Source organism: Arthrobacter sp. FW305-BF8, from assembly GCF_021789315.1.
In the GTDB taxonomy this organism is placed as follows: domain Bacteria; phylum Actinomycetota; class Actinomycetes; order Actinomycetales; family Micrococcaceae; genus Arthrobacter.
In genome coordinates, this window is record NZ_CP084561.1 from 4,124,112 (window position 1) to 4,149,937 (window position 25,826).

The following is a 25,826-nucleotide window of genomic DNA, read 5'->3' on the forward strand; positions in this document are numbered from 1 at the left end:
ATCGGGGTCTGTCTCCAACGTAACCCCGGTCACACTATTCCGCAAGAGGAAATTCAGTTTTCACGATGCGGAACTCGTAGGACCGGTGACAATCGGGTTTTTGTCCACTTGTTGGGGCTTGGAGCCCCTTCAGCGGGCGTTATCTGGAAAAAACTCTCACCTTTTCGGGGGCCAGGTGGTGGAGCCCCTCATATTCGATGCACGTCCGGAACCGCCGGCAACCCAGATCCGTCCAGACCGGCCTGTGCTTGCTTTCAGGCGGCGAATCGACGCCCACGCGCAACAGATCGAGCGCGAACCGCGCCTTCTGCACCCCGTGGATGCCGTTGGCGCGGTCCACAAACGCCCGTAGTTCGGCCAGCGGCACCATGGCGACTTTGGGCGGACCGAAGTGCCTCGCGTGTTTACTGACGATTGCGTCGCCGGCCACCACAAGGTCGTCGAGGGGCAGGACCGAGCCGAGGTCCACCCAGGTCCGGGCCACGGACGTAAGCCTCAGTCCGTCAATCTCAACCAGATCACCCTCGCGGATCTTGAGCCGGTGCCCGGCGATCCCGCGCCGTCGCGGGAGTGACGCGCCGCTTTGCCGGGAGAGGTGCAAAACCGTCCCGGCTCCCGGAAATGGGGTCCGCTTTTCTTGCCCCAGGGCACCGGTTCGACGACGGCGGTCACCGGCCCGCCGCCGTCGGGCCTGAACTCCGCCCACGGCGGCAGCGGAACGCCGTGGAGTTCCGCTGCCGTGATCAGGGCTGCGAAGTCGTCCGGATCGAGGGCAGTGTGCGACCGGACGAGCGCCGGAAGGTCCGGACCACACGACCTGGGCACCCGAATACCCCGGCTTGGACGGTGCATGTCGCGGGCGAAGAGCCGTCCGGCGGGGACGCCGGTGACCATCTGGTCATGCTCCATTGAGGCATCTCGAGGAGGCCTGCTGGACGTTATCCACAGGCGGACCTTCCAGCGGAGGAGTTTTTGTACAGATATTCGCCGCTGAGGGGCCTCTAAGTCGCGATATCTGGACAAAAACTCGGGAGTCGGGAGGGAAGGGTCAGCCGCGGCCTATGAAGGGCATTCCGGCGGCCGTGATCACCACCGAGCCCACACTGGCCGACGGCGGCATCCCCGCCATCATCAGCACCGCCCGGGCAGCGTCCTCCACCGGGAACATCGGTTCCACCCTGCGGCTGCCGTCGGCCTGGAGCGCGCCCGAGCCGACACCGATGGTGTCCATGATTTCCGTGGCGGTGTTGCCGATGTCGATCTGCCCGCAGGTGATGCCGAACTCCCGGCCGTCCAGCTCGATGCTCTTGGTCAGGCCCGTCATGGCGTGCTTGGTTACGGCGTAGGCCACAGTGCGCGGACGAGGTGAATGCGCGGAGATCGAGCCGTTGTTGATGATCCGCCCGCCCTGCGGCGACTGCGCCTTCATCGCCCGGACGGCCGCCCCGGCGCACAGCACCGAACCGGTCAGGTTCACGGCGACGGTGGCCTCCCAGTCCGCAAGGCTGATCTCATCCACGGAAGCCGCCGGCCCGAAGACGCCGGCGTTGTTGAACAGGACATCCACCCGGCCCCAGCGCCGGAGGACAGCAGCGAACAGGCGTTCGACGTCGTCGGGCACGGTGACATCGCACGGCACCGCAAGCGCCTCCGGATTCCCGTCTGCTGTTTCCAGGAGCTGCTGCTCACGGCGGCCGGCCAGCGCCACTCGGTAACCCTCCCCAAGCATCTGCCGGGCAACCGCCCGGCCGATTCCGGAACCGGCGCCGGTGACGACGGCGACCCGCCCGGAAGTGGGTTGAACGGCCATGCTGATTCTCCTGGAGTAGTTGGAACTTTAGGTGGCCATTGGCATCTAGGTGCCGGCCCGAACGGCATCCACCGCCAGCGGCCAGCCTATGACGGTCTTGGGCCGCGGCGTGGCGTACGTCCGCACCTTGGACGTGGAGAGCTGCATCCGGACCAGGGACTCCGCGATGGTCACCGCGGCGGCAACGCCGTCCACCACGGGCACTCCGGCGCGCTGCCGGATCTGTTCGTCGAGGCCCGCCATGCCGCCGCAGCCCAGCACGATCACCTCGGCCTTGTCCTCCCGGACGGCGAGCAACGCCTGGCTGATGATGGCCTCCACTGCCCGCTCCTGCTCCTCCTCGAGCTCCAGCACGGCCATCCCGCTGGCCCGCACGGAAGCACAGCGGGCGTCGAGGCCGGCCAGCTTCAGTCGGTCCTCGATGAGTGGCACGGCACGGTCCAGGGTGGTGACCACGGAATACTTGTGCCCGAGGAACATAGCGGTGCTGGCCGCGGCCTCGGTGATGTCGACGACGGGCACGTCCAGCAGCTCCTGCAGCCCCTCCCTGCCGTGCTCGCCGTAGCCTGCCTGGATGACGGCGTCGAAGGGTTCGGGGTAGTTGACCACCCGGTCCATCACGGCGATCGCGGCCAGGTAGCTCTCAAAATTGCCCTCGCAGGAGTCGGCCCCTAAGCGCGGCGTGATCCCGACGATCTCGGTGCCGGGCGCCGCGATGCTTCGCGCCTGGGCGGCGATGGAGTCTGTCATGGACTGGGTGGTGTTGACGTTCGCGACGAGTATGCGCATAGTGTCCTCCTGGGTGGGGTGGCTCTTAGTGGGTGCTGGCGACGGCAATGGCCTCGCCGTCGACGTCCTCGAAGCGCTGCCTGCGGTCTGCGATCACGTAGTAGCTGAGTGCTCCGACACCGGCGCCGAAGAACCAGGCAAATGGTGCGGCCGGCTCGAAGGCGGGGATGAATGCGATCAGAAGCGCCAGGACGGACGCCGGGATGAATGCGATGACCGCCCGCGGGTTGACGCCCTTCTTGTAGAAGTAGGCTCCCTCCGGGTCCTCGGTGTAGAGCTCCGGGACGTTGACCTTGCCGCGGCGGAGCAGCCAGTAGTCGGCCATGACCACGCCGAACAGGGGTCCGAGCAGGGCACCGAGCCCGCCCAGGAAGTACACGATGACCAGGGGGTTGTTGTAGAGGTTCCACGGCAGGATTACCAGGCCGATAGAGCCGCTCACCCACGCTGCCCGGCGGAAATTGAGCCGCTTGGGGAAGAGGTTGGTGAGGGCATACACGGGGGCGACGAAGTTTGCCATGAGGTTGACCGCGATGGTCAGAATGAGGATCGCGAGGCAGGCCAGCACCAGGAACAGGGTGTTGGGGATGCTTTGGACGATGTCGGACGGTGTTTCGATGATGGTGCCGTTGATCTTGTACTGCCCGCCAGCGAGGACCACCACGATGGCGCCGAACAGGAGCATATTGATCGGGATGCCCCAGAAGTTGCCGCGCACGATGGACTTCTTGGATACGGCGGAGCGGGTGAAGTCGCAGAAGTTCAGGACGAACGTTCCGTAGATGGAGACCCAGAGGGCGCCGCCAGCAAAAATGGTCCGCCACATCTCGACGCCCTCAAGGCCGCGTATACCGGTCCACTGGACGGAGCCGCGCGCCTCGATGAAGACCCAAACGGCCAGCAGGACCATCGTCAGCAGGATGACGGGACCGGCGAAGGCCTCGTACTTGCGGATCATCTCCATGCCGAAACTGACGATCACGAGCTGCACGATCCACAGCCCCGCAAAGGAGATCCAGCCCAGAGTGGACAGGCCGAGGATGGAGTTGGTGTCCAGGTCATGGATGGACGGAACCATGGCCACGAGCATCACCCGGAGCACCACCGAGGCAAGGAACGTCTGGATCCCGAACCACGCCACCGCCACCGCGCCGCGCAGCAGGCTGGCGAGCTGGGCACCCCGGATGCCGAAACTGATCCGGCTCATGACCGGAAAGGGAACACCCGTCTTCTGCCCCATGAAACCCGAGAAGCTGAGGAGCACAAAGAGGAGGGCCGCTCCGATGGCCAGGGCTGTCAGGATCTGCCAGCCGCCGAGGCCCAGGGAAAAGAGTCCGACGGCGAACGCGTAGTTCCCGAGGCTGTGCACGTCGTTCGCCCACAGGGTGAAGATGCTGTATCCGGTCCAGCGGCGCCCTTGCCGCTTGGTGGGTGCGAGGTCGGTGTTGTAAAGGCTGGGGCTGATGTTGCGGGCGGCGGCCGTGCTGGCCGCCTCGCACAGGGCGTCGGCGGCCGCGGCCTGGTGAACTGGCTGGCCCGACGACGCTGTCGGGGTGGGAGCCGGTTCGACGCCGACTGATGGGGTCGTCTGCATCTGGTTCTCCAGTTTCTGGGATTTTCGCGGTGGTGAGCCCTCGATCGGCCTTCCTGGCTCTGCCGATTGCTGCTGTTATTCCACCTGGCGAAATAAGTTTGTTGAATAGTGAAACAAGAGTATGACCCACATCACCTGCCGGTCAAGATTCCCCACCGACTCCCCGCTGTCACAATCCGCCCGTCTCGCCCCAGGCCAGTCAGTTCCGCCAAGAGTATTCAGCAACGTTTGACCCAGATCCTTCGCGGCGGATAATCTCGAATAGCAAGAATGTTTTCTCACAATACGAAAACATGAGCCCAACATTCAAAGATGAAACGAGGCTGCCGTGGCTGCAGGAGAAGATACCTCCCATATCCTCAGCGGGTTGACTAACCAGCTGCCTGATCGTGATCCGGAAGAGACCGCCGAGTGGGTTGAGTCCCTGGATGCGCTGATCAGGGAACAGGGCACGGAGCGTGCCCAATACATCATGCGCAGTCTCCTGCAGCGTGCCGGCGCGCAGAGCGTCGGGGTTCCGATGGTGACCACCACGGACTATGTGAACACGATCCCGGTGGACCAGGAAGCGCAGTTCCCGGGCAACGAGGAGTACGAGCGCCGCTACCGGGCGTACATGCGCTGGAACGCCGCGGTGATGGTGCACCGGGCGCAGCGGCCCGAGATCGGGGTCGGCGGGCACATCTCCACCTACGCCGGCGCCGCGACCCTGTACGAGGTCGGGTTCAACCACTTCTTCCGCGGCAAGGACCATCCCGGCGGCGGGGACCAGGTGTTCTTCCAGGGCCACGCGTCCCCGGGCATGTACGCCCGGGCATTCATGGAAGGCCGCCTCTCCGAGGAGGACCTGGACGGGTTCCGGCAGGAAAAGTCCAAGGAAGGCCACGCCCTGTCCTCCTACCCGCACCCGCGGCTGATGCCGCACTTCTGGGAATTCCCGACCGTGTCGATGGGCATCGGCCCGATGAACGCGATCTACCAGGCCCAGTCCAACCGGTACCTGCACAACCGGGGCCTGAAAGACACCGCGGACCAGCAGATCTGGGCGTTCCTGGGCGACGGCGAAATGGACGAGCCCGAGTCCCGCGGCCTGCTCCAGCTCGCCGCGAACGAGAACCTGGACAACCTGAACTTCGTGATCAACTGCAACCTCCAGCGCCTGGACGGCCCGGTGCGCGGCAACGGCAAGATCATGCAGGAACTCGAGGCGTTCTTCCGCGGCGCGGGCTGGAACGTGATCAAGGTCGTCTGGGGCCGGGAATGGGATGACCTGCTCACCCGCGACGCCGACGGGTCGCTGGTGAAGATCATGAACGAAACCCCCGACGGGGACTACCAGACCTACAAGGCCGAATCCGGCGGGTTCGTCCGCGAACACTTCTTCGGCAAAACCCCGCAGACCAAGGACCTCGTCGCCGACCTCTCCGACGACGAGATCTGGAACCTCAAACGCGGCGGGCACGACTACCGCAAGGTCTACGCCGCGTACAAGGCCGCGACCGAATTCAAGGGCAAACCCACCGTGATCCTGGCCAAAACGGTCAAGGGCTACGGCCTGGGCCCGCACTTCGAAGGCCGCAACGCCACCCACCAGATGAAAAAACTCACCCTGGACGACCTGAAGGAATTCAGGGATTACTTGAGAATCCCAATTTCCGACGCCCGGCTCGAAGAGGATCCCTACCGGCCGCCGTATTTCCACCCCGGTCCGGACGCGCCTGAGATTGCCTACCTCCTGGAGCAGCGCAAGGCTTTGGGCGGCTCGGTGCCCGAACGGCGCCCCGGCCCCGGGGCGGTGGAAATGCCGGATCCCAAAACGTTCGACGTCGCCAAGCGGGGTTCGGGCAAGCAGCAGGCCGCCACCACCATGGCGTTCGTCCGCCTGCTCAAGGACCTGCTCCGCGACAAGAAGTTCGGGCACCGGGTTGTCCCGATCGTGCCGGACGAATCCCGGACGTTCGGCATGGACGCGTTCTTCCCGACCGCGAAAATCTACAACCCCAAGGGCCAGAACTACCTGTCCGTGGACCGGGACCTCGTCCTGGCCTACAAGGAATCCGCCCAGGGCCAACTGATCCACCCCGGCATCAACGAAGCCGGCGCCGTGGCAGCCTTCACCGCCGCCGGCACCGCCTACGCCACCCACGGCGTGCCCCTGGTCCCGGTCTACGTGTTCTACTCCATGTTCGGCTTCCAGCGCACCGGCGACGCCTTCTGGGCCGCCGCCGACCAGATGACCCGCGGGTTCATCATCGGCGCCACCGCCGGACGGACCACCCTCACCGGCGAAGGCCTCCAGCACGCCGACGGACACTCCCCGCTGCTGGCCTCCACCAACCCCGCCGTGGTCACCTACGACCCAGCCTACGGCTACGAAATGGGCCACATCGTCCGCGGCGGCCTCGAACGCATGTACGGGCACGACTCGACCGACCGTAACCTGATGTACTACCTCACGGTCTACAACGAACCGATCGTCCAGCCCGCGGAACCGGAGAACCTCGACGTCGAAGGTGTCCTCAAGGGCATTTACAAGCTCACGGCCTCCACCACCGAAGGCCCCAAGAGCCAGATCCTCGCCTCCGGCGTCTCCGTCCCCTGGGCCCTCGAAGCCCAGCGGATCCTCGCCGAAGACTGGGGCGTCTCCGCCGACGTCTGGTCCGTCACCTCCTGGAATGAACTGCGCCGCGACGGCCTCGCCGCCGAAGAGGAAGCCTTCCTCAACCCCGGCAAGGAAGCCCGCCAGCCCTTCGTCACCAAACAGCTCGAAGGCGCCCAGGGCCCCGTCGTCGCCGTCTCGGACTACATGAAGGCCGTCCCGGACCAGATCCGCCAGTTCATCCCGAACGAGTTCGCCACCCTCGGCGCCGACGGCTTCGGCTTCTCGGACACCCGCGCCGCCGCCCGCCGCTTCTTCAAAAACGACACCCACTCCATCGTCGTCAAAACCCTCCAGCTACTGGCGGCGAGGGCCGAGGTGCAGGAGGGCGCGCCGTCGTACGCCATGGACCGCTACAAACTCCTGGACGTCACTGCGGGAACAACAGGAGGAGCCGGCGGCGACGCCTGACGCACCACACAAAAACGACGGCGGCCCTCACCTGATGGTGGGGGCCGCCGTCGTGCTTCTTTGGGTCAGTCAGGGACGCCTGCGGTCGACAACGAAGCCGGTTGCTGCGCTCTCGCGGACCGCCGTGATTCCGGCAGTGACGGCCTTGATGTTGGAAAAGCTGGGCGAAACTGCCACCACGGTTCCGTCATCGGCCGTCAGCCTGAACCGGTATTGCCCTGCGCCTGCTGTCTCGATTACGAATGTGCCTGCCATAGATGCTCCTTCCGACAACTGCACCGTTGCAGCCGCCATTACGACCCCCAATTGCCAACACGACATATCCGACGTTAGCCGCCATTCACTGGACAAACCACCCCTACTACCGGGTAGTCTTTGCGCCTTAAGGTAGTAAGCATGGTTTCCATCCTTCCGTCCACCACCGGAGTGCTGCTATCAGCGGGGGCCGGCACCCGCTTGGGCCGCGGCCCGAAAGCCCTGCTTCCGTTCCGGGGCCGCACCCTCGTGGAGGTCCTGGCCGACGTGCTGCTCGACGGCGGCTGCCGCGAGGTTGTGGTGGTGCTGGGCGCTGGCGCCGCGGACGTCGCCGGGAGGACGGACCTGGCCCGGCACATCGTGGTGGAAAACCCGGAGTGGGCCAGCGGAATGGGCAGTTCGTTCCAGGCAGGAATCAATCGCGCGCGGCACGAAGACCACGTTCTGGTGGCGCTCGTGGACCAGCCGGGGCTTACGGCGGACACTGTCGCCAGACTCCTCCGGGCGCACCAGCCGGGCAGGGTGACGGCCGCCGCGTACGCCGATGCTGGAGGGAAGCTCCGGCGCGGACACCCGCTGCTGCTCGATACAACGCTGCGGGACCGCGCCGCCGAATCTGCAAAGGGCGACGCCGGTGCCCGGCTCTTCCTGCAGACCCACCCGGAGCTGCTCGACCTGGTGGACTGCACTCTGCCACCGGGTTCAGGCCAGTCCGGCGGCGAAGACCTCGATACCCCGGACCAGCTGCACCTGCTGGGCTAGTTCGCGCCTAGCTGGTCCTACTGGACCATCCCCGCCGCGAGAAGTTCCTGCAGTCCCTGTTTGAAGCGGGCTCTTCCGCCGTGGGCCGGGTGCCTGATTTTCGGCACGTCCAGGCCGCTGCGGCGGAGGCTGGTGTGCGCCACGTTGCCCACGGCCACCACGGTTTCGACGGGAAAGATCCCTGTCAGGGCCTGCCAGAACGTGGTGCCGAGCGCCGCTTCCGCGGGTGTTGGAGTGCGGTTAGACAGCGGCCGTCCCGGCACATGCGTGTGCCAGGGGCAGGCACTCCACAGCAGAGGGAGGAAGTCGAGCTCGGCCAGGACCTCCCACATCACCGTGGCGGTGGGCTCGGCGGCGACGCCGGCAGCCTCCGGCGGCAGCACGTACCCCGTGCCGGAACCGAACATGCCGAAGGAATTGGCCGGCCCCTGGAACATGGTGCGGTTGGTGAAGGGAACACCGGTAATCCGCATGCCCCGGAAGCCCGGCGCCTCCCCCACCAGGAGCACCTTCGGTGCCCGGTCCAGCATGTCCCCCAGATAGGCCGCCAGGTTCTGCCGGCGCACAGCGTTAGCGGGAACCGAGTGGTCGAAGAAGTTGTTGCAGCCCGGCGGCGTTTTGACGGCCGCGAGCCGGTCTATGAAGTCCTCGATCGACGATGAGGTCATTCGCCCGCCTCCCTTCAGCCCCTGGATCAAAGCAACGCGGGGTCAGATATCGCCCAATGAAGGGCCCTCATTGGGCGCTAAGTGACCCCGCGTTGCATTTACCAGCGGGGGTGGACGGCCTCGCGGAAGTAGTGGTCGTAGATCCAGCGCACGCCTTCGTCGAATTCCGGGCTGAGTACAGTTGCGGCCGCAGTGGCGTTGGCACGGGCCTGCTCCACCGAACGGGCGCCGGGAATGACCGATGTAACGCCGTCCTGCGCGGCGACCCACGCGATCGCGGCCTGCGCCGTTCCCGCTCCGGAAGGTACCAGCTGCTGGAATTCGGCCACTGCCTTGAGCCCCAGCTCGTAGTCCACTCCGGAGAAGGTCTCGCCGACGTCGAAGGCGTTCCCGGCGCGGTTGTAGTTGCGGTGGTCGTCCTCGGCGAAGACAGTGTCCTTGGTGTACTTCCCGGACAGCAGGCCGGAGGCGAGCGGAACGCGGGCGATGATGCCCACACCGGCGGCCTTCGCGGCCGGGAGCACCTCCTCCAGCGGCTTGAGCCGGAAGGCATTCAGGATGATCTGCACGGATGCGGTGCCCTCGTGGCGCAGGGCTTCGAGGGCTTCATCGGTCCGCTCCACGCTGACGCCGTAGTTCTTGATGGCGCCCTCGGCAACGAGGGTGTCCAGGGCGTCGTACACTTCGGCCCGGCTGTACACCGCGGTGGGCGGGCAGTGCAGCTGGACCAGGTCCAGGGCGTCGGTCCGAAGATTGCGGCGCGAACGGTCCGCCCACTCGCGGAAGTTGGCGAGGTTGTAGTTCTCCGGGCGCTGCTCCAGCCGGCGGCCCATCTTCGTGGCCACCGTGATGCCTGTGCCCGGGTTGTCGGCGAGGAAGGCTCCGATGGCCTGCTCGCTGCGGCCGTCCCCGTAGACGTCCGCCGTGTCGAAGAAGGTCACGCCGGCCTCGGCAGACGCCGCGAGGATGGCCTGCGCCTGTGCCGGGTCAACGTTGCCCCAGTCCGCGCCGAGCTGCCATGTTCCCAGTCCAACGACTGAAACGTTCCGTCCGGTCTTGCCTAAGATGCGCTGTTCCATCCCCCGACTATATGTTGCCGGGCCCACGCGGACTCACTTCGCGCGCCTTGACGCGGTTCATGGGGCGCAAAGTGACTCCGCGTTGCCTGGACCAGCAGGAACGCTGGAAGGAACGAGTCCCGCCTCCTTCAGCCCCAGGTAGATCTTGTCCCGGGCGATGGGCAACTCGGCGAACCGCACGCCGGTGGCGTTCCGGATGGCATTGGCGAGCGCCGGTGCCACGGGGTTGAAGGGGCTTTCGCTCATGGACTTGGCCCCGAGTGGTCCCAGGGAATCGTTGGTGTCGGCGAAGTACACCTCGCTGCGCGGCACGTCCGCGAAGGAGGGGATGTGGTACTGCCGGAGGATGTCCGTGGTGACCCTGCCGACGTCGTCCACGCGGACCTCCTCGTACAGGGCGGCACCCAGCGCCTGGGCGATTCCGCCCTCGATCTGGCCCCGACACTGCCGCGGGTTCACCACGACGCCGGCGTCCGCCGCCTGCACGCTCTGCAGGATCCGCAGCTCACCCGTCCCGGTGTTCACGGCCACGCGGAAGCCGTGGACGTTGAAGGCCACCGAGCGCGGCGTTCCGCCCCAGCGCCCCTCCGCCTCGAGTTCGACGCCGGCCTGCCGGGCGGCGGCGAACAGTTCAGTGAGCGGCACCCTGGTTCCCTCGCAGACGACGGCGTCCCCGTCGAGCACGCAGCCGGAGGACTGGATCTGCCGGACGCCGGCGGCGAAGGCCCGGATCCGGACGGCCAGTTCCTCGGCCGCGGCGAGTGTTGCCTTGCCGGCCACCACCGTCCCGGCCGAACCGAAGGCGCCGGTGTCGTGCTCGATCAGGTCGGTGTCGGACTGCCGGACGGCGACCCGCGCGGCCACCGTGGACAGCGCCGTCGCCGCCAGCTGCGCGTGCACCGTGGTGGTGCCGTTGCCGAATTCGGCGGTTCCGACGTCGGCGGCGTACGTTCCGTCGGCCAGGAGCCGGAGCCTGGAATGGGCGAAGTGGCCCCGCGGCGGAACGGTGTCGATCATGGACAGCGCCGTGCCCTCCCCCGTCACCCAGTCCGGCCCCGGGTCATCCAGCCCGGCGGCCCGGTATCGCTCCCGGCCGCGTTCCAGTGCGTCCTGCACCAGGCGCGTGCACTGGTCCAGCCCGTAGCTGCCGTAGTGGACGTCCTCCTCCGGTTCAGAGTGCGTGGAGAGCATGTCGTCGCCCTCGCGGACCATGTTGCGGCGGCGGAACTCCAGCGGATCCATGCCGATGCCCGCGGCGAGTTCGTCCACGGCCGATTCGATGGCGAAGATCATCTGGCTAAGTCCGTAGCCGCGGAAGGCACCGGAGGGCACGGTGTTGGTGTAGACGGCGAGCGCGTCCACCTTCTTGTTGGCGCACTTGTAGACGGCCAGGGATTCGCCGCAACCGTGGAACATGACCCCTGGGGCGTGGTTGCCGTAAGCCCCAGTATTGGTGAGGACATCCAGTTGCAGCGCCGTGAGCCTGCCGTCACTGCTGGCGCCGGCCCTGAGCTTGATGGTGAACGGGTGCCGCGTGGTGCTTGCGATGAACTGCTCGGTCCGGGTGAACTCCAGCTGCACGGGCCGGCGCAGTTTCAGGGCCGCGAGCGCGGCGATGTCCTCGGTCAGGACCTCCTGCTTTCCGCCGAAGCCGCCGCCCACCCGGCCGGCCACCACGTGGACCTGGTCCTCCGGCAGCCCGAACACGCGGCAGAGCGTCCGGCGCACCAGGAACGGCACTTGGCTGGACGTGCGCACCTGCAGCCGGCCGTCGTCGTCAACGGAGGCGATCGCAGCGTGGGTTTCCAGCGCCACGTGCTGGACCCGCTGGGTGCGGTAGGTCTGCTCATGGATGAAGTCAGCCGCCGCGAAGCCGCCGCTGACGCTGCCGAGTTCGGAGTGCAGCTCGGCAACGATGTTCCGCTCCGGCTGGGAGATCCGCGCCGTACCGGCATCCTTGTCCCCGTGCACTGCGGGAGCGCCGGGCCGGATGGCGTCCTGCGGCGTGAACACTGCTGCGAGCTCCTCGTATTCAACCCGGACAGCGCGGACGCCCGCTTCCGCCGCCCCCACCGATTCGGCGACGACGGCCGCCACCCGCTGGCCGCGGAACCTCACCACGGTGTCCAGCAGCCGGGTGTCATCGGGATCGTCGGTGTAGAGCTCGTGCTGGGCGCTGGAATACAGCTGGTCCGGGGCGTCCTCGGCGGTGAGGACGGCAACGACTCCCGGCACCTCCATGGCAGCCGAGGGGTCTATGGACAGGACCCGGGCGTGCGCATGCGGCGAGCGCACGAGTTTCATGTGCAGCAGGCCGGGCAGCGCCTCGGCCGGGACGTCCAGCGTGTAGCGCGCCTGCCCCGTGACCACCGCGCGGCTGGCCGGGGCCGGAACGTCGTCGCCCAGCCGGCCGGGCTCCGGGGCGGGCTGCCCCTCACCGGCGATTCCCGAACCAGGGCCTTCCGGGGCCGGGTGGCCCTCGTGCCCGCGGACGGCGTCCGCGATGGCCCGGTACCCGGTGCAGCGGCACAGGTTTCCCTTCAGGCTGCGCGGCAGGTTGTCCTTCTGGGCGTCGTCGAAGGTGGCGGCCGTCATCACCATGCCCGCGGTGCAGAAGCCGCATTGGAAGCCCTGGCGGTCCAGGAACTGCTGCTGCACCGGGTGCAGGTCAGCGCCCTCGCTCGTGCCTGCCAGGCCTTCGATGGTGGTGACGGCATGGCCTTCCGCGCGCACGGCCGGGTAGATGCAGCTGTGCACCGGGGTGCCGTCTACGTGCACGGTGCAGGCGCCGCAGTCGCCGCCGTCGCAGCCCTTCTTCACGCCGAAGTTGCCCTGCTCCCGGAGGAACGTGCGCAGGCACTGGCCGGGCCGCGGCCGCGCCTCTACGGGCGCGCCATTGATTTCCATGGCCATGCTCAGGCCCCTCTCTTCGTCTGCCTGGTTGGCTGCGTCTGCGCCGGCTGCGGTGGCCAGAAGTCGCCGGACACTGCTGCCGGCGCTCCTGCCGGCATGCCCAGTTCTGCCCGGATTTCCTCGGCCAGGCGGTGCGTCATGTCGCGGCGCCACGCGGGCAGCCCGTGGATGTCGTCGTGGTACAGGGCCACCGGGATGGCGGCCTCGAGTTCGTCCGCCAGCTCCGGTGCGTCCGGCAGGGCGCCGAACCGCAGCTGCACGGGCCGTTTGGTGGCGGCGGTGACGGTGAGCGTGAAGCGGCCCCCGCCGTCGAGCCTTCCGATCAGCAGCACCCCCGACCTGCCGAGGTTGCTCAGCGAGAGCCGGCGGAACGCCACCCGGGAGGACAGGGCCGACGCCGGCAGGCTGACGCTGCGGAGCAGCTCGCCGGGTGCCAGGGCGTTTTGCCCGTCCCCGGTGACGAAGTCAGCCGCCGGCAGTTCCCGGCGGGAGCCTCCCGGGCCGAGGACCGTGGCCGTGCCGTCCAGCCCGGCGCACAGCGAGATCATGGGCCCGGCGGGCAGGGATGTGCACAGGTTGCCGCCCACGGTGGACATGTTCCAGACCTTGAAGGACGCCACGAAGGAGTCGCAGCAGGGCCGGATCAGGTCCAGGCCGGGCCAGTCGTTCGTTGCGGTGCCTTCTTCGTCCCCCTCTCCGGACATCTTGTCCGGGAGCGCGTACAGTTCTGCGACCGTGCAGGTGGCAGCGAGCTTGATGCCGTCGGCCGTCACCGTGACCGGTTGCCAGCCAGCGGAGCCGAGGTCCAGCAGGCGCCGCAAGGGCTCGGGGCCGAATGCGGTGCTGCCGTAGGAAAAGAGGACGGTGCCGCCCGCGAGCCAGGCGTCGCCCTCGCGCCAGTCGGCGGGGTCGGTGGTGCGGACCACCGCCTCGATGGTGTTCATGTCCATGCGATCTCCTCGGATGCGGGAAGGGAATGGATGGGACCGCTGCCGTCCCGCAATGGAGGGCAAATGGCGGAACCGGTGCGCGCCGCGATCAGCTCGGCGGTGATGGAGACCGCCACTTCCGCCGGTGTGACGGCGCCGAGATCCAGGCCGATGGGCGAATGCAGCCGGGCCAGCCGCTCCGGTGCGACGCCTGCCTCAAGCAGCCCGTCGATGCGCTGCCGGTGACTGCGGCGCGAACCCAGCGCGCCGACGAAGGCAACGTCCAGTTCCAGCGCTTCCTGCAGCAGCGGGATGTCGAACTTGGGGTCGTGGGTCAGGACGCAGATGACGGTGCGGGAGTCGATGCGCCCCGCGGCGGCTTCCGCGGCGAGATACCGGTGCGGCCACTCGGTGGCCACCTCGTCTGCTGCGGCGAAGCGCTCCTGCGCTGCGAACGCCGGCCGGGCGTCGCACAGCGTGACGCGGTAGCCGAGCAGCTTGGCGGCCGGCACGAGGGCGGCCCCGAAGTCGTTGGCGCCAAACACCAGCAGCCGTGCCTGCGGCAGCCGGCTTTCCACCAGCAGGGTCACGGGCTCCGTCGACGTCGCCCCACCCTCTGTACCGTGGGCGCCCCGGCCAGAAAGGCCGCAGCCCTCCGGCGGCGCCAGCCGGACCAGCCCCGTCCGGCCGCCGCGCAGCAGCGGTTCGAGCTGGGCCGCGGCAGCATGGAGTGCTTCCCGCCTGGCCTCTGGGCTCAGGTTCAGAGCGTCCAGCCCAAGCAGTGCGGCGAGCTCCGCCGATTCCGCAATCCCAAAAGTGCCCGGATCAGGGATCACGAGGGCGGCGGGCAGTTCAGTCCCGGCGTCGACGCGTCGTATCAGCGCCAGCGGCCGGTTGAGGTCCCCGCCCGCGAACTTCCGCAGGGTCCCGAGCCCGGCGGCGCTGCCGTCCAGGGGCTGAATATGGACCTCCAGCTCACCGCCGCAGGTGAGCCCGACGGCGAACGCGTCCTCGCGGCTGAAGCCAAATGCTTCAAGGCGGGTGCCGCCGTCGGCCATCACTTCCAGCGCAGAGGCAACAACTGCACCCTCAACACAGCCGCCGGAGAGGCTGCCGAGGATCTCGCCCGACTCGGACACCAGCATGGAGGTCCCGGGCGGGCGCGGCACCGAGCCGCTGGCCGTGATGATGGTGGCGACGGCGCAGCGCTCGCCGGACTCCGCCGGGCGCCAGCCGGCCAGGGAAGGCATCAGATCCAGCATGGCAGCACTCCTTCTTCCCGTGCGATGGTGCCCATTCTCGTTCCTATCCTTGGTAGTGGAAAGCATTCGACGCCGGTCCGGCCCAGCGACGCGCAAACGGTCCGGGGATGCGCGGATTCCCGTGTCCTCCGGCCATTTGCGCGTCGCGGGGCGTTTTCCGCGTCGCCAGTCGTCCGGGGTCCTACGCTCCGAGCAGCGCGCTGACGGGACCCCGCGCGAAGTAGACCACGAAGCCCACGGTCACCACCCACATCAGGGGGTGGATCTTCTTCGCCTTGCCGGAGGCTGCGCCGATCACGGCCCAGCTCACGAAGCCCACGCCGATCCCGTTGGCGATCGAGTAGCTCAGCGGCATGGTGACGATCGTCAGGAACGCCGGCAGCGCCACCGCGAACTTGGTGAACTTGATTTCGCGGATCTGCGCCATCATCATCGCGCCCACCACCACCAGGGCTGCGGCTGCCACCTCAAGCGGCACCACGCTGGTGAGCGGGGTGAGGAACATGGAGCCCAGGAACAGCGCGCCCGTGACCACCGAGGCGAGCCCGGTGCGCGCCCCCTCGCCGATCCCCGCAGCGGAATCGATGTACACCGTGTTGGAGGAACCCGACGTGGCGCCGCCGACGACTGCGCCCACGCCTTCGACGATGAAGGCCGACTTGAGCCGGGGGAATGTGCCGTCCTTGTGCGCCACGCCTGCGCTCTTCGCGAGCCCGGTCATGGTCCCCATCGCGTCGAAGAAGTTGGTGAACACGAGTGTGAACACCAGCATCGTCGCGGCGAGTCCGCCGATCCGGCCGAAGGCACCGAACAGGTCGAACTGCCCCACGAGGCCAAGGTCCGGCGCGGAGACCAGATGGCCGGACAGCACCGGCGTGTTCAGGTGCCAGCCGCCGGGGTTGGTTTCGCTTGCGGGACCGATGTGCAGAACGGCCTCGACGACGGCGGCCAGCACGGTGGTAGCCACGATGCCGATGAGCAGGCCGCCCTGGACCTTCCGTGCCACCAGAATGCCCATGACCAGCAGGCCTACGATGAACACCATGGTGGGGATGGAGGTGATGGAGCCGTTGTCGCCGAGCTGAACCGGGGGCCCGCCCGCGGTGGCCTTGACGAAGCCCGAGTCGACGAAGCCGATGAAGGCGATGAACAGGCCGATGCCCACCGTGATGGCGGCCTTCAGCTCCTTGGGCACGGCCCGGAAGATCGCGGTCCGCGCGCCGGTGACACCGAACAGGACGATCAGGATGCCGTTGATGACCACCAGGCCCATGGCCTCGGCCCAGGTGACCTCCTGGATCACCGCCACCGCGAGGAAGGAGTTGATGCCCAGTCCCGCGGCCAGGCCGAACGGAAGGTTGGCGATCAGGCCGAACGCGATGGTCATGACGCCGGCTGTCAGCCCGGTGACCGCGCCCACCTGCGCCGCCGAAAGCCAGCCGCCGGCAACGTCCGTCGGGGCGTTGTCCGCGCTGAAGCCGCCAAGGATCAGCGGATTCAGGATGACGATGTAGGCCATCGTGAAGAAGGTGACCAGCCCGCCCCGCACCTCGCGGGCCACGGTGGAACCGCGCCGGGTGATATGGAAGAAGCGGTCGAGGAACGAGTTCGACGCCGGGGGCCTGGGGCTGCTGCCCCGCTGCGTTTTGCCGGTTGCCGGGTTCTTTTCCAGTGCCGCTGTCTGCCCTGCACCTTGAAGTGCAGCCTGCTGTTCAGCGGTATTGTCCAGGATTGTCATGTCAGCCACCGGGCCCTAGTAGTCAATCCTGGAGTCGAGCGTGTTCCAGGTGTTGAACGGTTCCAGGATGGCCGGGGCTGCGGGGTGGCCGAGCTCGAGCTTGGAGACCGGCATCAGGGTGTGGCGGTCCTCGTTGTCGAAGTACTCGTAGAAGACGGCGTCGTCGAAGCCCACGGAGGCGGCATCATGCCGGTCCGCGGCGAAGACCACGCGGTCGATGCGGGCCCACAGCGCGGAGGCGAGGCACATGGGGCATGGCTCGCAGCTGCTGTAGAGGGTGGCTCCGCGGAGGTCGAAGGTGCCAAGGCCGCTGCACGCGCGGCGGATGGCCGTGACCTCGGCGTGGGCGGTGGGATCGTTGTCGGCGGTGACCCGGTTGACGCCGTCGAACGCCTGACCGTCGGCGGTGACGATCACGGCGCCGAACGGGCCGCCGCTGTTCAGGACGTTGGCGGTTGCCAACCGGATGGACCTGGCCAGGTATGCCTCGGCCGTGACGGTGGTACTCATGATGCGACTCCCTTTGCTGTGGAAGCCGGTACCCCGCGACGGAACGGAAAGGACCAAGTGCGACGGTTACCAGGCTTCAGCATGTGCTTTTGAAGGTTAAGTTGCGCCTGGTAGATAGCTTCCCCGGAGACCGGGTGCCCGCCTTTGGCAACTCGAGATTAGCACCGGAATTTGGCCCGCGCCATAGTTTTCTGGAAACTTAATTTCGTAATGTGAAATCTGTGTTTCCGACGGCTCACGGCTGGCTGCTTCGGACCACCGATTCATGGCCGGTCACAAACCGCGCCCATTGACCGCCCTCCCGAGCCCGCCCTACGCTGGTGCCGACTCGCCGCCCACGCGTCACGTTACAGGGCAGCATGTCCCCTGGATCAGCAGACAGGACCACTGAGCTGGAAAGTATCAGCACGCTCAGACAAGGACCCCTCATGCCCCAGCCCTTCAGCCTTCCGTCAACGCACCCCGCCGCCGAATCCCGGCTCTGGATCAAGAACCCCCTGGCAGCCTTCACCGCCAACGGCCTCGACGCGTCGGGCGGCCTTGTGGTCAGCGGCGGCAGGATTGTGGAGGTCCTTGGCGCGGGACAGGCGCCCTCCGCTCCCTGCCAGCAAACCTTCGACGCCGGGAGCCACGTCGTGCTGCCCGGCCTGATCAACACCCATCACCACTTCTACCAAACGCTCACGCGCGCCTGGGGCCCGGTGGCCAACGCACCCCTGTTCCCCTGGCTGCAGAACCTGTACCCGGTCTGGGCCAGGCTGACCCCGCGGGACCTTGAACTCGCAGCCACCGTGGCCCTCGCCGAACTGCTGCTCTCCGGCTGCACCACCGCCGCCGACCACCACTACCTTTTCCCCGCAGGCATGGAGGACGCCGTCGACGTCGAAGTCGGCGCCGTCCGGCGCCTGGGCATGCGGGCCACGCTGACCCGGGGCTCCATGACGTTGGGAGAGGACGACGGCGGGCTGCCGCCGCAGTCGACGGTGCAGGCGCCGGAGACCGTGCTGTCCGACAGCGAACGGCTCATCCGCGAGTACCATGAGCGCGGCGACGGCGCCGTCATCCAGATTGCTCTGGCACCCTGCTCGCCGTTTTCCGTCACCAAGGAGATCATGGCCGAGAGCGCCGCAATGGCGGAGCGGCATGACGTCCGGCTGCACACACATCTCGCGGAGACCCTCGACGAGGAGCAGTTCTGCCTCGAGACGTTCGGGCTGCGCACCGTGGACTATCTGAACAGTGTGGGCTGGCTGACTGACAGGACGTGGCTGGGCCACGGCATCCACTTCAGCGACGCCGAAATCGCCCGGCTGGGTGCGGCGGGAACCGCCGTCGCCCACTGCCCGACGTCGAACATGCGCCTCGCGTCCGGCACCGCCCGGGTGCTCGAACTGGAGGAAGCGGGAGTGCCCGTGGGGCTGGGAGTGGACGGATCGGCGTCGAACGATGCGTCCAACATGATTCTCGAGGCGCGGCAGGCACTGTACCTGCAGCGGCTGCGCTACGGCGCGCACGTGCCGGTGGAGCGGGCACTGGGCTGGGCGACGCGGGGATCCGCGGCCGTTCTGGGCCGGCCTGACCTGGGCCAGCTGGCGCCCGGGATGCAGGCGGACCTGGCCCTGTTCCGGCTGGACGGCCTGCGGTTCTCCGGTAGCCATGATCCCCTCGCCGCCCTGCTGCTGTGCGCCGCCGACCGCGCGGACCGGGTAATGGTGGGCGGGCAATGGCGCGTGATCGACGGGCAAATTCCGGGAATGGACGTGGCCGGCCTGGTTGCCGAGCATTCGGCGGCGGCGCGGCGGCTGGTGAACGGCTGACACCCCACCGATCCCTAGCCGGTTCGACGGTTCCCTGCCCACACGACGCTGCGAATCGTCGAGTGGGCAGGGAACCATCGAAACGGGGCCGGTCAACTGCTAGCGTGGCGGCATGACTCCGTCGAAGACGCCGGCCGAGATCCTGGACATTGCCGGCACCGAGGTCCCCATCTCGAGTCCGGACAAGGTGGTGTTTCCGGAGCCAGGGCTGACGAAGCTCGATCTGGTGCGCTATTACCTGACGGTCGCGGATGGCGCGCTGCGGGGTGCCGGCGGAAGGCCGATGGTGCTCAAGCGCTTCCCGAAGGGCATTGACGCGGAGCCGTTCTTCCAAAAGCGCGTGCCCGATAACCACCCGGACTTCATTGACACCACGACGCTGCACTACGCGTCGGGAACCTCGGCGGAGGAGGCCGTCATCCGGGACGCGGCGGGCCTGGCGTGGGTGGTGAACCTCGGCTGCCTCGACCTCAACCCGCATCCGGTGCGCGCCGAGGACCTCGAGCACCCCGACGAGCTGCGGGTGGACCTGGATCCCATGCCGGGGGTCGACTGGTCACAGATCGTGGATGTCGCGTACGTGGCGCGGGAGGTGCTCGACGACGTCGGGCTCGTGGGCTGGCCGAAAACGAGCGGGTCGCGGGGACTCCACATTCTGGTGCGCATCGCGCCGCAGTGGTCTTACCGGGACGTTCGGCTCGCTGCCGAGACCCTGGCCCGTGAGGTCGAAAACCGCGCCCCCGGTCTGGCCACAGCGCGGTGGTGGAAGGAGGAGCGCGGCGAGAGTGTGTTCGTCGACTTCAACCAGAACGCCAAGGACCGCACCGTGGCATCGGCGTACTCAATCCGGCCGCTGCCCGACGCCCGGGTCTCGACGCCGCTCACCTGGGACGAGGTCCGCTCCGCCAGGCCGGAACAGTTCACGGTTCTCACAGTGCCGGAGCGCTTCGCCGCGGTGGGCGACCCCCACGCCGGCATCGACTACGCCATCGGCAGGCTCGATGGGCTCCTCGCTCTGGCTGCCGAGCTCGGCCCCGCCGAGAAGGCGCCGCGCGGGGGCAACGGCTCAGGCCGCCGGCAGTCGGTGATGCCGCTCATTGAGGTGGCCCGTACAAGGACCAAGCCGGAGGCACTTCAGGCGCTCGACGAATGGAAGTCCCGGCATGCGGACGTGGTCCCTGCGCTGCATCCCGCTGATGTACTGGTGGACGGAATGCGCGGGTCGAGTTCGCTCTGGTACAGGGTGCGGGTGAACCTGCAGCATGTCCCCGAAGCGGAGCGCCCCTCCCAGGAGGAGCTCATCGCCGACTACGACCCGTGGGCCGGCAAGGACTGGCCGGGCCGCCCGGAGTCCTGACGGCCCTGCTACCGCCGGCCGAAGACCGGAAGCGCCCGCAGCCAGCGCGACAGGCCGCCGGAACGCCGGTCGCAGTCGGCCGGGATGTAGAAGTCGGGATCTGTGGCGCCGAACGGCAGGTACAGCTCCTGGCCGGGCGCCGGGAATTCCGCGACGTTGTTCTGATCCTGCGAGTCCATCTGTTCCTCCTCGTTTCTTGCGCTTATCCGTTCGACTATTTTTCGTAGAGCGGAAATATATTTCTGATATGTGAAATCTTAGAAGTATCCAAGGACGCCGTCAAGACCCTCCTACGCCGGCCACCCACCGTCGTCGGTCACAATCTGTTTTTTAAACTTGTGATGTACACCACCGGCATGCTGCGCTACGCTTTAAGTCAATTCGTGGCGCACGTCACGTAACCTGGGAGCAGCAGGCAGGGTCGTAATGAGCTGGCATCACAACTGATGTCGGCTCATTTTTTGTTTGGGTCGACGCCACACGAAATGCGTGGGAAACACGCACTTAATTTCTATGTGGGACTTTCGTTCCACCTACGGGAAGTTGGGAACAGACCATGAGCAACAAGATCGTCCTCGGCCACAACCAGTACGGCAAGGCCGAAGTCCGCGTCGTCAAAATCACCCGCGACACCGACCGCCACGAGATCGAGGACCTGAACGTCACCTCGCAGCTCCGCGGTGACTTTGAGGCCGCCCACCTCGAGGGCGACAACGCCCATGTGGTGGCCACCGACACCCAGAAGAACACCATCTACGCCTTTGCCCGCGAAGGTGTCGGCTCCCCCGAGGCATTCCTGCTGCGCCTCGGCGAGCACTTCACCTCCAGCTTCGACTGGGTCACCGGCGGCCGCTGGGAAGCGGAGTCCTACGCCTGGGAACGCATCCAGGCGCACGGCAGCGGGCACGACCACTCCTTCGTCCGCAAGGGCCAGGAAGTCCGCACCGCCGTCCTGGTCCGGGACGGGGCTGCCACCCATCTGATCTCCGGGCTTAAGGACCTGACCGTCCTGAAGTCCACGCAGTCCGGCTTCGTCGGGTACCCGAAGGACAAGTACACCACCCTGCCGGAGACCACCGACCGCATCCTGGCCACCGACGTCTCGGCCCGCTGGCGCTTCAAGGCCGGCACGGATTTCAGCTCGCTGGACTTCAACAAGAGCTACGACGACGTCAAGAGCCTCCTGCTTGAGGGTTTCACCGAGAAGTACTCTCACGCCCTACAGCAGACCCTGTTCGACATGGGGGCCAAGGTCCTGGAAGCCCACAGCGAGATCGAGGAAATCAAGTTCTCGATGCCCAACAAGCACCACTTCCTCGTGGACCTGTCGCCATTCGGGCTCGACAACCCCAACGAGGTCTTCTTCGCGGCCGATCGCCCGTACGGACTCATCGAGGCAACCGTCCTGCGCGACGACGCCGAAGCAGCAGACGCCGCCTGGTCAGGCATCGCCGGCTTCTGCTAAACGGAACCCCGGTGCTTGAGCCTGTCGAAATCCTCCGGTCTCGACAGGCTCGACCACCGGGCTCGGCCGGCCCCGCCTCACCACAAAGGTCCCGAGTTTTTGTCCAGATATCGCGACTTAAACACCGCTAAGCCCCCAATAAGTGGACAAAAACTCCAAGCCACCGAGACTCCAGGCCCCACCACAAGTCTCAAATTGTTAGCCAGACATTGTTAGCCAGACGAAGGCGTCTGCCATGAACCAAGAAAGTCTGCCATGAACATCACCAAGAAAAGCCGCCCAGCGGCAACCCGCCCGGAAGATCAGCGCCTCTCGATCGGCAGCACTTTCGCCTACGGGTTCCAGCACGTCCTCACCATGTACGGCGGTATCATCGCCCCGCCCCTCATCATCGGTGCCGCGGCCGGCATGTCGTCCCAGGACATCGGCCTGCTGATTGCCGCCTGCCTCTTCGTCGGCGGACTGGCCACCATCCTGCAGACCGTCGGCATCCGCTTCTTCGGCTCCCAGCTCCCGCTGGTCCAAGGCGTCTCCTTCGCCGGCGTCTCCACGATGGTGGCGATTGTCCACGGCGGCGGCGGAATCCAGTCGGTCTTCGGTTCCGTGATCGCGGCCTCGCTGATCGGGCTGCTCATCACCCCGCTGTTCTCCCGGATCATCAAGTTCTTCCCGCCGGTTGTCACCGGCACGGTGATCACCACCATCGGCCTCACGCTGATGCCGGTGGCCGCCAACTGGGCCATGGGCGGCAACAAGGCGGCCCCGAACTACGGCAGCATGGCCAACATCGGCCTGGCCGCAGCCACCATGGCGATCGTCCTGCTGCTCAGCAAGGTGGGCAACGCCGCCATCTCAAGGCTGTCCATCCTGCTCGCGATGGTTCTGGGGACCCTGATCGCCTTCGCCTTTGGCATGGCCGACTTTTCCAAGGTGGGCACGGGCGAGATTGTCGCGTTCCCCACCCCGTTCGCCTTCGGTCCGCCAACGTTCGAAATCGCAGCGATCATCTCCATGCTGATCGTCATCCTGGTGACGCTCACCGAGACCTCCGCGGACATCATCGCGGTGGGCGAGATCGTGGGCACCAAGGTCGATTCCAAGCGGATCGGGAACGGCCTGCGGGCTGACATGCTCTCCAGCGCCATCTCCCCGTTGTTCAACTCCTTCACCCAGAGCGCCTTTGCCCAGAACGTCGGCCTGGTAGCCATCACCGGCGTCAAGAGCCGGTTCGTCGTCAGCGCCGGCGGCCTCATCCTCGTCATTCTCGGCCTCCTCCCTGTCCTTGGCCGGGTGGTCGCGGCGGTGCCGACGCCCGTCCTGGGCGGTGCCGGCGTCGTACTCTTTGGAACTGTTGCCGCCAGCGGCATCCGGACGCTCTCCAAGGTGGAGTACCGCAACAACATGAACCTGATCATCGTGGCCGCATCCATCGGCTTCGGCATGATCCCGATCGCGGCACCGTCGTTCTACGACCAGTTCCCGTCCTGGTTCAGCACCATCTTCCACTCCGGCATCAGCTCGGCCGCGGTCATGGCCATCCTGCTGAACCTGCTCTTCAACCACCTCAAGGCGGGCAATTCGGAGAACCAGTCAGTGTTCGTGGCGGGCACCGGACGTGTCGTCCAGGAAGACGACCTCAAGTGCCTCGCCGACGGCGACCGGTTCGAAGGCGGGAAACTGATCGACTGCGACGGCAAGGAAGTCCCCATCCAGACGTCATCCAAGTCCGAGCACTAGCTGTAATTCCCACTGAGGTTGTGAACGCGGCTGATGGGGGTCTTGCCTCCGATGCCGGTATAGGTTCTGTGGTGATTGTAGTGGTGGAGCCATGCCTCATAGGTGGCGGCACGCTCGGTTTCTGAGGTGTATGGCCTGGCGTAGGCCCATTCACTGGCGAGTGTCCGGTTGAAGCGTTCTACCTTGCCGTTGGTTTGCGGCCGGTAGGGGCGGGTCCGCCGGTGCTTGACGTGCGGACCCAAGGCAGCTGCGAAGGCTCTGGAGCGGTAGCAGGATCCGTTATCGGTGAGCACGGCCTTGACGACGATTCCGTGCGCGGCGAAGAACGCGACGGCGCGGATCCAGAAGGCGGATGCGGTTTCCTTCGTCTCGTCACCGAGGATTTCCGAGTACGCCAAACGCGAGTGGTCATCGACGGCGTGGTGCAGATAGGCGTACCCGGTCCCGGCGTGGCGGTTCCGCCGACCCTTGGCACGTCCCAGGGCGCGGTGTCCGCCGCCGTCAGGGATTCGTCCGAGCTTCTTGATGTCCACGTGGACCAGATCCCCGGCGTTCTCGTGTTCGTAGCGTTGCGGTGCGGGCTTGCGGACGGGCAGCCCGGTGCCCTGGTCCAGGCAGGACAGCGCCGGCATCCGGTACCTTTCCAGAATCTTGGCTACGGTCGAGCGGGCCAGGTGCAGGTGGGCCGCGATCCGGTGCGGTCCCCAGCGGCGATTAAAACGCAACGCCACAATCCGCCGTTCTCTGCGCATGGGCGTCCGGTTGGGACTGCGTAGCGGTCGGGACGACGCATCAGCCATGCCGTCCTCGCCGAGGGTCCGGTACCGGTCCACCCACTTCTTGGCCGTTGCCGGCGAGCACTGGAACCGCTCCGCGGCCCGGCGCAGCGTCCAGCCTTGCTCGATGACCAAGCGGGCGAGCTTCCCCCTGGCCTTGGGTGTCAGGTCGGCATTGGCATGGGTAACGTAGGACACGAGGGCCTCCTGGCGTCGAGATGAGTGTGGTAACCCAAATCGATACCGGAGGCCCTCGCCTTTTACATCAAGCCACGCTGTTCACAACGTCCGTGGGAACTACAACTAGCCAACGCGAACAAGCAGGTAATGCCCTCAAATCCGGGATTTGAGGGCATCACCTGCACGTTCGCGCTGTATTGCAGAACGACGGCGGGACGTCGGTGCGGGAAAGGGCGTCAGTTTTGGTTGAGCTCGTCCGAGATGGCCTGGGCTGCTTCGCGGAGGAGCGGCACGGCGCGGTCGGCGAAGGACTGGTCCACGCGGGAGACTGGCCCGGAGACGGAGATGGCGGTGGGCGTGGGGGCGTTGGGCACGGCCATGGCGAAGCAGCGCACGCCGAGCTCCTGCTCCTCCTCGTCGATCGAGTAGCCGCGTTCCCGGATCCGGTTGAGGTCGGCGATCAGGGAATCGAAGTCGCCGATGCTCTTGGCCGTGGGAGTGGGCATGCCGGTGCGGGTCACGATGCCGCGGACCACCTCGTCGTCCAGCTGCGCCAGGATGGCCTTGCCGACGCCGGTGTCGTGGGTATGGGCGCGGCGGCCCACCTCGGTGAACATGCGCATCGAGTGCAGCGACGGCACCTGGGCCACGTAGATCACCATGTCCGAGTCCAGCACGGCCATGTTCGAGGTCTCCCCCAGCCGGTCCACAAGGGACTTCAGCTGCGGCCGCGCCAGGGCACCGAGCTGCTTGTTGGCGCCTTCGCCGAGCCGGATCAGCCGCGGGCCGAGGGCGTAGCGGCGGTTGGGCAGCTGGCGGATGTACCCCAGCGCCACGAGCGTGCGCAGCAGCCGGTGGATCGTCGGCAGGGGCAAATCGGTGGAGGAGGAGAGCTCGCTGAGCGTGACGTCGCCGCCGGCGTCGGTGATCAGTTCCAAAAGTTCAAAGACGCGCTCAACGGACTGCACGCCTCCGGAGGCCTTCTCAGCCATGTAGCACTCTCCTGTTGTCTTGAATACGACAACTCTTATCCGCATCGTGAAAAAAGTTGCTTAGACAGCCAAAGATACAGCACGCCCGCGGGGTGCGTCGATGAAACCACCAAGGGCTTGTAT

Annotated in this window: 22 protein-coding genes; 6 read left to right on the forward strand and 16 right to left on the reverse strand. The window is 66.8% G+C overall.

Annotated features, from left to right (window positions below; genetic code table 11):
* Positions 1-139: 139 nt before the first annotated feature.
* The 5 genes from LFT45_RS18705 to LFT45_RS18725 all read right to left on the reverse strand — a co-directional run bounded on the left by LFT45_RS18705 (position 140) and on the right by LFT45_RS18725 (position 4,193).
* Positions 140-484 carry a hypothetical protein gene (locus LFT45_RS18705; RefSeq protein WP_236805079.1) on the reverse strand — a complete coding sequence of 115 codons (345 nt, stop codon included), beginning with the start codon at positions 482-484 and terminating at the stop codon, positions 140-142.
* An 11-nt stretch (positions 485-495) separates the two neighbouring features.
* Complete coding sequence (locus LFT45_RS18710) at positions 496-909, reverse strand: hypothetical protein (RefSeq protein WP_236805080.1); 414 nt, start codon at positions 907-909, stop codon at positions 496-498.
* Positions 910-1,048: 139 nt separating this feature from the next.
* Positions 1,049-1,810 (reverse strand): SDR family oxidoreductase, encoded by a 762-nt coding sequence (locus LFT45_RS18715; protein ID WP_236805081.1) that lies wholly within the window; start codon positions 1,808-1,810, stop codon positions 1,049-1,051.
* Positions 1,811-1,855: 45 nt separating this feature from the next.
* The gene (locus tag LFT45_RS18720) at positions 1,856-2,599 is read right to left on the reverse strand and encodes an aspartate/glutamate racemase family protein (RefSeq protein WP_236805082.1); all 744 of its coding nucleotides are present in this window, start codon (positions 2,597-2,599) and stop codon (positions 1,856-1,858) included.
* A gap of 25 nt (positions 2,600-2,624) precedes the next feature.
* Positions 2,625-4,193 carry an NCS1 family nucleobase:cation symporter-1 gene (locus tag LFT45_RS18725; RefSeq protein ID WP_236805083.1) on the reverse strand — a complete coding sequence of 523 codons (1,569 nt, stop codon included), beginning with the start codon at positions 4,191-4,193 and terminating at the stop codon, positions 2,625-2,627.
* Between the two features lie 328 nt (positions 4,194-4,521).
* Here LFT45_RS18725 and aceE point away from each other — a divergent pair, with 328 nt between their 5' ends.
* A complete protein-coding gene (aceE, locus tag LFT45_RS18730) occupies positions 4,522-7,263 on the forward strand; it encodes a pyruvate dehydrogenase (acetyl-transferring), homodimeric type (RefSeq protein WP_236805084.1) in 2,742 nt (913 codons plus the stop codon).
* Between the two features lie 69 nt (positions 7,264-7,332).
* On the opposite strand, the gene LFT45_RS18735 is transcribed toward aceE, so the two are convergent.
* Complete coding sequence (locus tag LFT45_RS18735; protein ID WP_102974445.1) at positions 7,333-7,518, reverse strand: YegP family protein; 186 nt, start codon at positions 7,516-7,518, stop codon at positions 7,333-7,335.
* Positions 7,519-7,659: 141 nt separating this feature from the next.
* Here LFT45_RS18735 and nboR point away from each other — a divergent pair, with 141 nt between their 5' ends.
* On the forward strand, positions 7,660-8,280 hold the full coding sequence (gene nboR / locus LFT45_RS18740; protein ID WP_236805085.1) for a nicotine blue oxidoreductase: 621 nt from the start codon (positions 7,660-7,662) through the stop codon (positions 8,278-8,280).
* A 17-nt stretch (positions 8,281-8,297) separates the two neighbouring features.
* On the opposite strand, the gene LFT45_RS18745 is transcribed toward nboR, so the two are convergent.
* The 7 genes from LFT45_RS18745 to LFT45_RS18775 form a co-directional block, all read right to left on the reverse strand.
* Positions 8,298-8,948, reverse strand: coding sequence for a uracil-DNA glycosylase (locus LFT45_RS18745; protein ID WP_236805086.1), 651 nt, complete (start codon positions 8,946-8,948; stop codon positions 8,298-8,300).
* 98 nt (positions 8,949-9,046) lie between these two features.
* A complete protein-coding gene (locus LFT45_RS18750) occupies positions 9,047-10,027 on the reverse strand; it encodes an aldo/keto reductase (RefSeq protein ID WP_236805087.1) in 981 nt (326 codons plus the stop codon).
* Positions 10,028-10,084: 57 nt separating this feature from the next.
* A complete protein-coding gene (locus LFT45_RS18755; RefSeq protein WP_236805088.1) occupies positions 10,085-12,940 on the reverse strand; it encodes a molybdopterin-dependent oxidoreductase in 2,856 nt (951 codons plus the stop codon).
* A 2-nt stretch (positions 12,941-12,942) separates the two neighbouring features.
* On the reverse strand, positions 12,943-13,890 hold the full coding sequence (locus LFT45_RS18760; RefSeq protein ID WP_236805089.1) for an FAD binding domain-containing protein: 948 nt from the start codon (positions 13,888-13,890) through the stop codon (positions 12,943-12,945).
* Positions 13,881-15,131 carry an XdhC family protein gene (locus LFT45_RS18765; RefSeq protein WP_236805090.1) on the reverse strand — a complete coding sequence of 417 codons (1,251 nt, stop codon included), beginning with the start codon at positions 15,129-15,131 and terminating at the stop codon, positions 13,881-13,883. The genes LFT45_RS18760 and LFT45_RS18765 overlap by 10 nt, the downstream gene beginning before the upstream one ends.
* Before the next feature lie 181 nt (positions 15,132-15,312).
* Positions 15,313-16,878, reverse strand: coding sequence for an NCS2 family permease (locus LFT45_RS18770; protein WP_442863576.1), 1,566 nt, complete (start codon positions 16,876-16,878; stop codon positions 15,313-15,315).
* A 6-nt stretch (positions 16,879-16,884) separates the two neighbouring features.
* Positions 16,885-17,379, reverse strand: coding sequence for a nucleoside deaminase (locus LFT45_RS18775; protein WP_236805092.1), 495 nt, complete (start codon positions 17,377-17,379; stop codon positions 16,885-16,887).
* 428 nt (positions 17,380-17,807) lie between these two features.
* On the opposite strand from LFT45_RS18775, the gene LFT45_RS18780 reads away from it, so the two are divergent.
* Both LFT45_RS18780 and ligD read left to right on the forward strand, forming a co-directional pair.
* Positions 17,808-19,196: an 8-oxoguanine deaminase gene (locus LFT45_RS18780; RefSeq protein WP_236805093.1), complete on the forward strand. Its 1,389-nt coding sequence runs from the start codon at positions 17,808-17,810 to the stop codon at positions 19,194-19,196.
* A 112-nt stretch (positions 19,197-19,308) separates the two neighbouring features.
* Positions 19,309-20,553, forward strand: coding sequence for a non-homologous end-joining DNA ligase (gene ligD, locus LFT45_RS18785; protein WP_236805094.1), 1,245 nt, complete (start codon positions 19,309-19,311; stop codon positions 20,551-20,553).
* Positions 20,554-20,561: 8 nt separating this feature from the next.
* Here the strand turns inward: ligD and LFT45_RS18790 are convergent, their stop codons facing one another.
* Entirely contained in the window at positions 20,562-20,732 is a 171-nt protein-coding gene (locus tag LFT45_RS18790) for a hypothetical protein (RefSeq protein WP_236805095.1), read from the reverse strand.
* Between the two features lie 377 nt (positions 20,733-21,109).
* Between LFT45_RS18790 and pucL the strand changes: the two genes are divergently transcribed.
* Both pucL and LFT45_RS18800 read left to right on the forward strand, forming a co-directional pair.
* The gene (gene pucL, locus LFT45_RS18795; RefSeq protein ID WP_236805096.1) at positions 21,110-22,018 is read left to right on the forward strand and encodes a factor-independent urate hydroxylase; all 909 of its coding nucleotides are present in this window, start codon (positions 21,110-21,112) and stop codon (positions 22,016-22,018) included.
* Between the two features lie 255 nt (positions 22,019-22,273).
* Complete coding sequence (locus tag LFT45_RS18800; protein ID WP_236805097.1) at positions 22,274-23,755, forward strand: nucleobase:cation symporter-2 family protein; 1,482 nt, start codon at positions 22,274-22,276, stop codon at positions 23,753-23,755.
* Here the strand turns inward: LFT45_RS18800 and LFT45_RS18805 are convergent.
* Both LFT45_RS18805 and LFT45_RS18810 read right to left on the reverse strand, forming a co-directional pair.
* Complete coding sequence (locus tag LFT45_RS18805; protein ID WP_236805098.1) at positions 23,752-24,729, reverse strand: IS481 family transposase; 978 nt, start codon at positions 24,727-24,729, stop codon at positions 23,752-23,754. The genes LFT45_RS18800 and LFT45_RS18805 overlap by 4 nt on opposite strands.
* Before the next feature lie 218 nt (positions 24,730-24,947).
* Positions 24,948-25,703, reverse strand: coding sequence for an IclR family transcriptional regulator (locus LFT45_RS18810; RefSeq protein WP_111904951.1), 756 nt, complete (start codon positions 25,701-25,703; stop codon positions 24,948-24,950).
* Positions 25,704-25,826: the final 123 nt, after the last annotated feature.

Bases quoted from the DNA above. Each gene is read 5' to 3' on its own strand.
- LFT45_RS18710 (WP_236805080.1), bottom strand. From the start codon at position 909: ATGGAGCATGACCAGATGGTCACCGGCGTCCCCGCCGGACGGCTCTTC.
- LFT45_RS18715 (WP_236805081.1), bottom strand. From the start codon at position 1,810: ATGGCCGTTCAACCCACTTCCGGGCGGGTCGCCGTCGTCACCGGCGCC.
- LFT45_RS18720 (WP_236805082.1), bottom strand. From the start codon at position 2,599: ATGCGCATACTCGTCGCGAACGTCAACACCACCCAGTCCATGACAGAC.
- LFT45_RS18725 (WP_236805083.1), bottom strand. From the start codon at position 4,193: ATGCAGACGACCCCATCAGTCGGCGTCGAACCGGCTCCCACCCCGACA.
- LFT45_RS18735 (WP_102974445.1), bottom strand. From the start codon at position 7,518: ATGGCAGGCACATTCGTAATCGAGACAGCAGGCGCAGGGCAATACCGG.
- nboR (WP_236805085.1), top strand. From the start codon at position 7,660: ATGGTTTCCATCCTTCCGTCCACCACCGGAGTGCTGCTATCAGCGGGG.
- LFT45_RS18745 (WP_236805086.1), bottom strand. From the start codon at position 8,948: ATGACCTCATCGTCGATCGAGGACTTCATAGACCGGCTCGCGGCCGTC.
- LFT45_RS18750 (WP_236805087.1), bottom strand. From the start codon at position 10,027: ATGGAACAGCGCATCTTAGGCAAGACCGGACGGAACGTTTCAGTCGTT.
- LFT45_RS18755 (WP_236805088.1), bottom strand. From the start codon at position 12,940: ATGGCCATGGAAATCAATGGCGCGCCCGTAGAGGCGCGGCCGCGGCCC.
- LFT45_RS18760 (WP_236805089.1), bottom strand. From the start codon at position 13,890: ATGGACATGAACACCATCGAGGCGGTGGTCCGCACCACCGACCCCGCC.
- LFT45_RS18765 (WP_236805090.1), bottom strand. From the start codon at position 15,131: ATGCTGGATCTGATGCCTTCCCTGGCCGGCTGGCGCCCGGCGGAGTCC.
- LFT45_RS18775 (WP_236805092.1), bottom strand. From the start codon at position 17,379: ATGAGTACCACCGTCACGGCCGAGGCATACCTGGCCAGGTCCATCCGG.
- LFT45_RS18780 (WP_236805093.1), top strand. From the start codon at position 17,808: ATGCCCCAGCCCTTCAGCCTTCCGTCAACGCACCCCGCCGCCGAATCC.
- ligD (WP_236805094.1), top strand. From the start codon at position 19,309: ATGACTCCGTCGAAGACGCCGGCCGAGATCCTGGACATTGCCGGCACC.
- LFT45_RS18790 (WP_236805095.1), bottom strand. From the start codon at position 20,732: ATGGACTCGCAGGATCAGAACAACGTCGCGGAATTCCCGGCGCCCGGC.
- pucL (WP_236805096.1), top strand. From the start codon at position 21,110: ATGAGCAACAAGATCGTCCTCGGCCACAACCAGTACGGCAAGGCCGAA.
- LFT45_RS18800 (WP_236805097.1), top strand. From the start codon at position 22,274: ATGAACATCACCAAGAAAAGCCGCCCAGCGGCAACCCGCCCGGAAGAT.
- LFT45_RS18810 (WP_111904951.1), bottom strand. From the start codon at position 25,703: ATGGCTGAGAAGGCCTCCGGAGGCGTGCAGTCCGTTGAGCGCGTCTTT.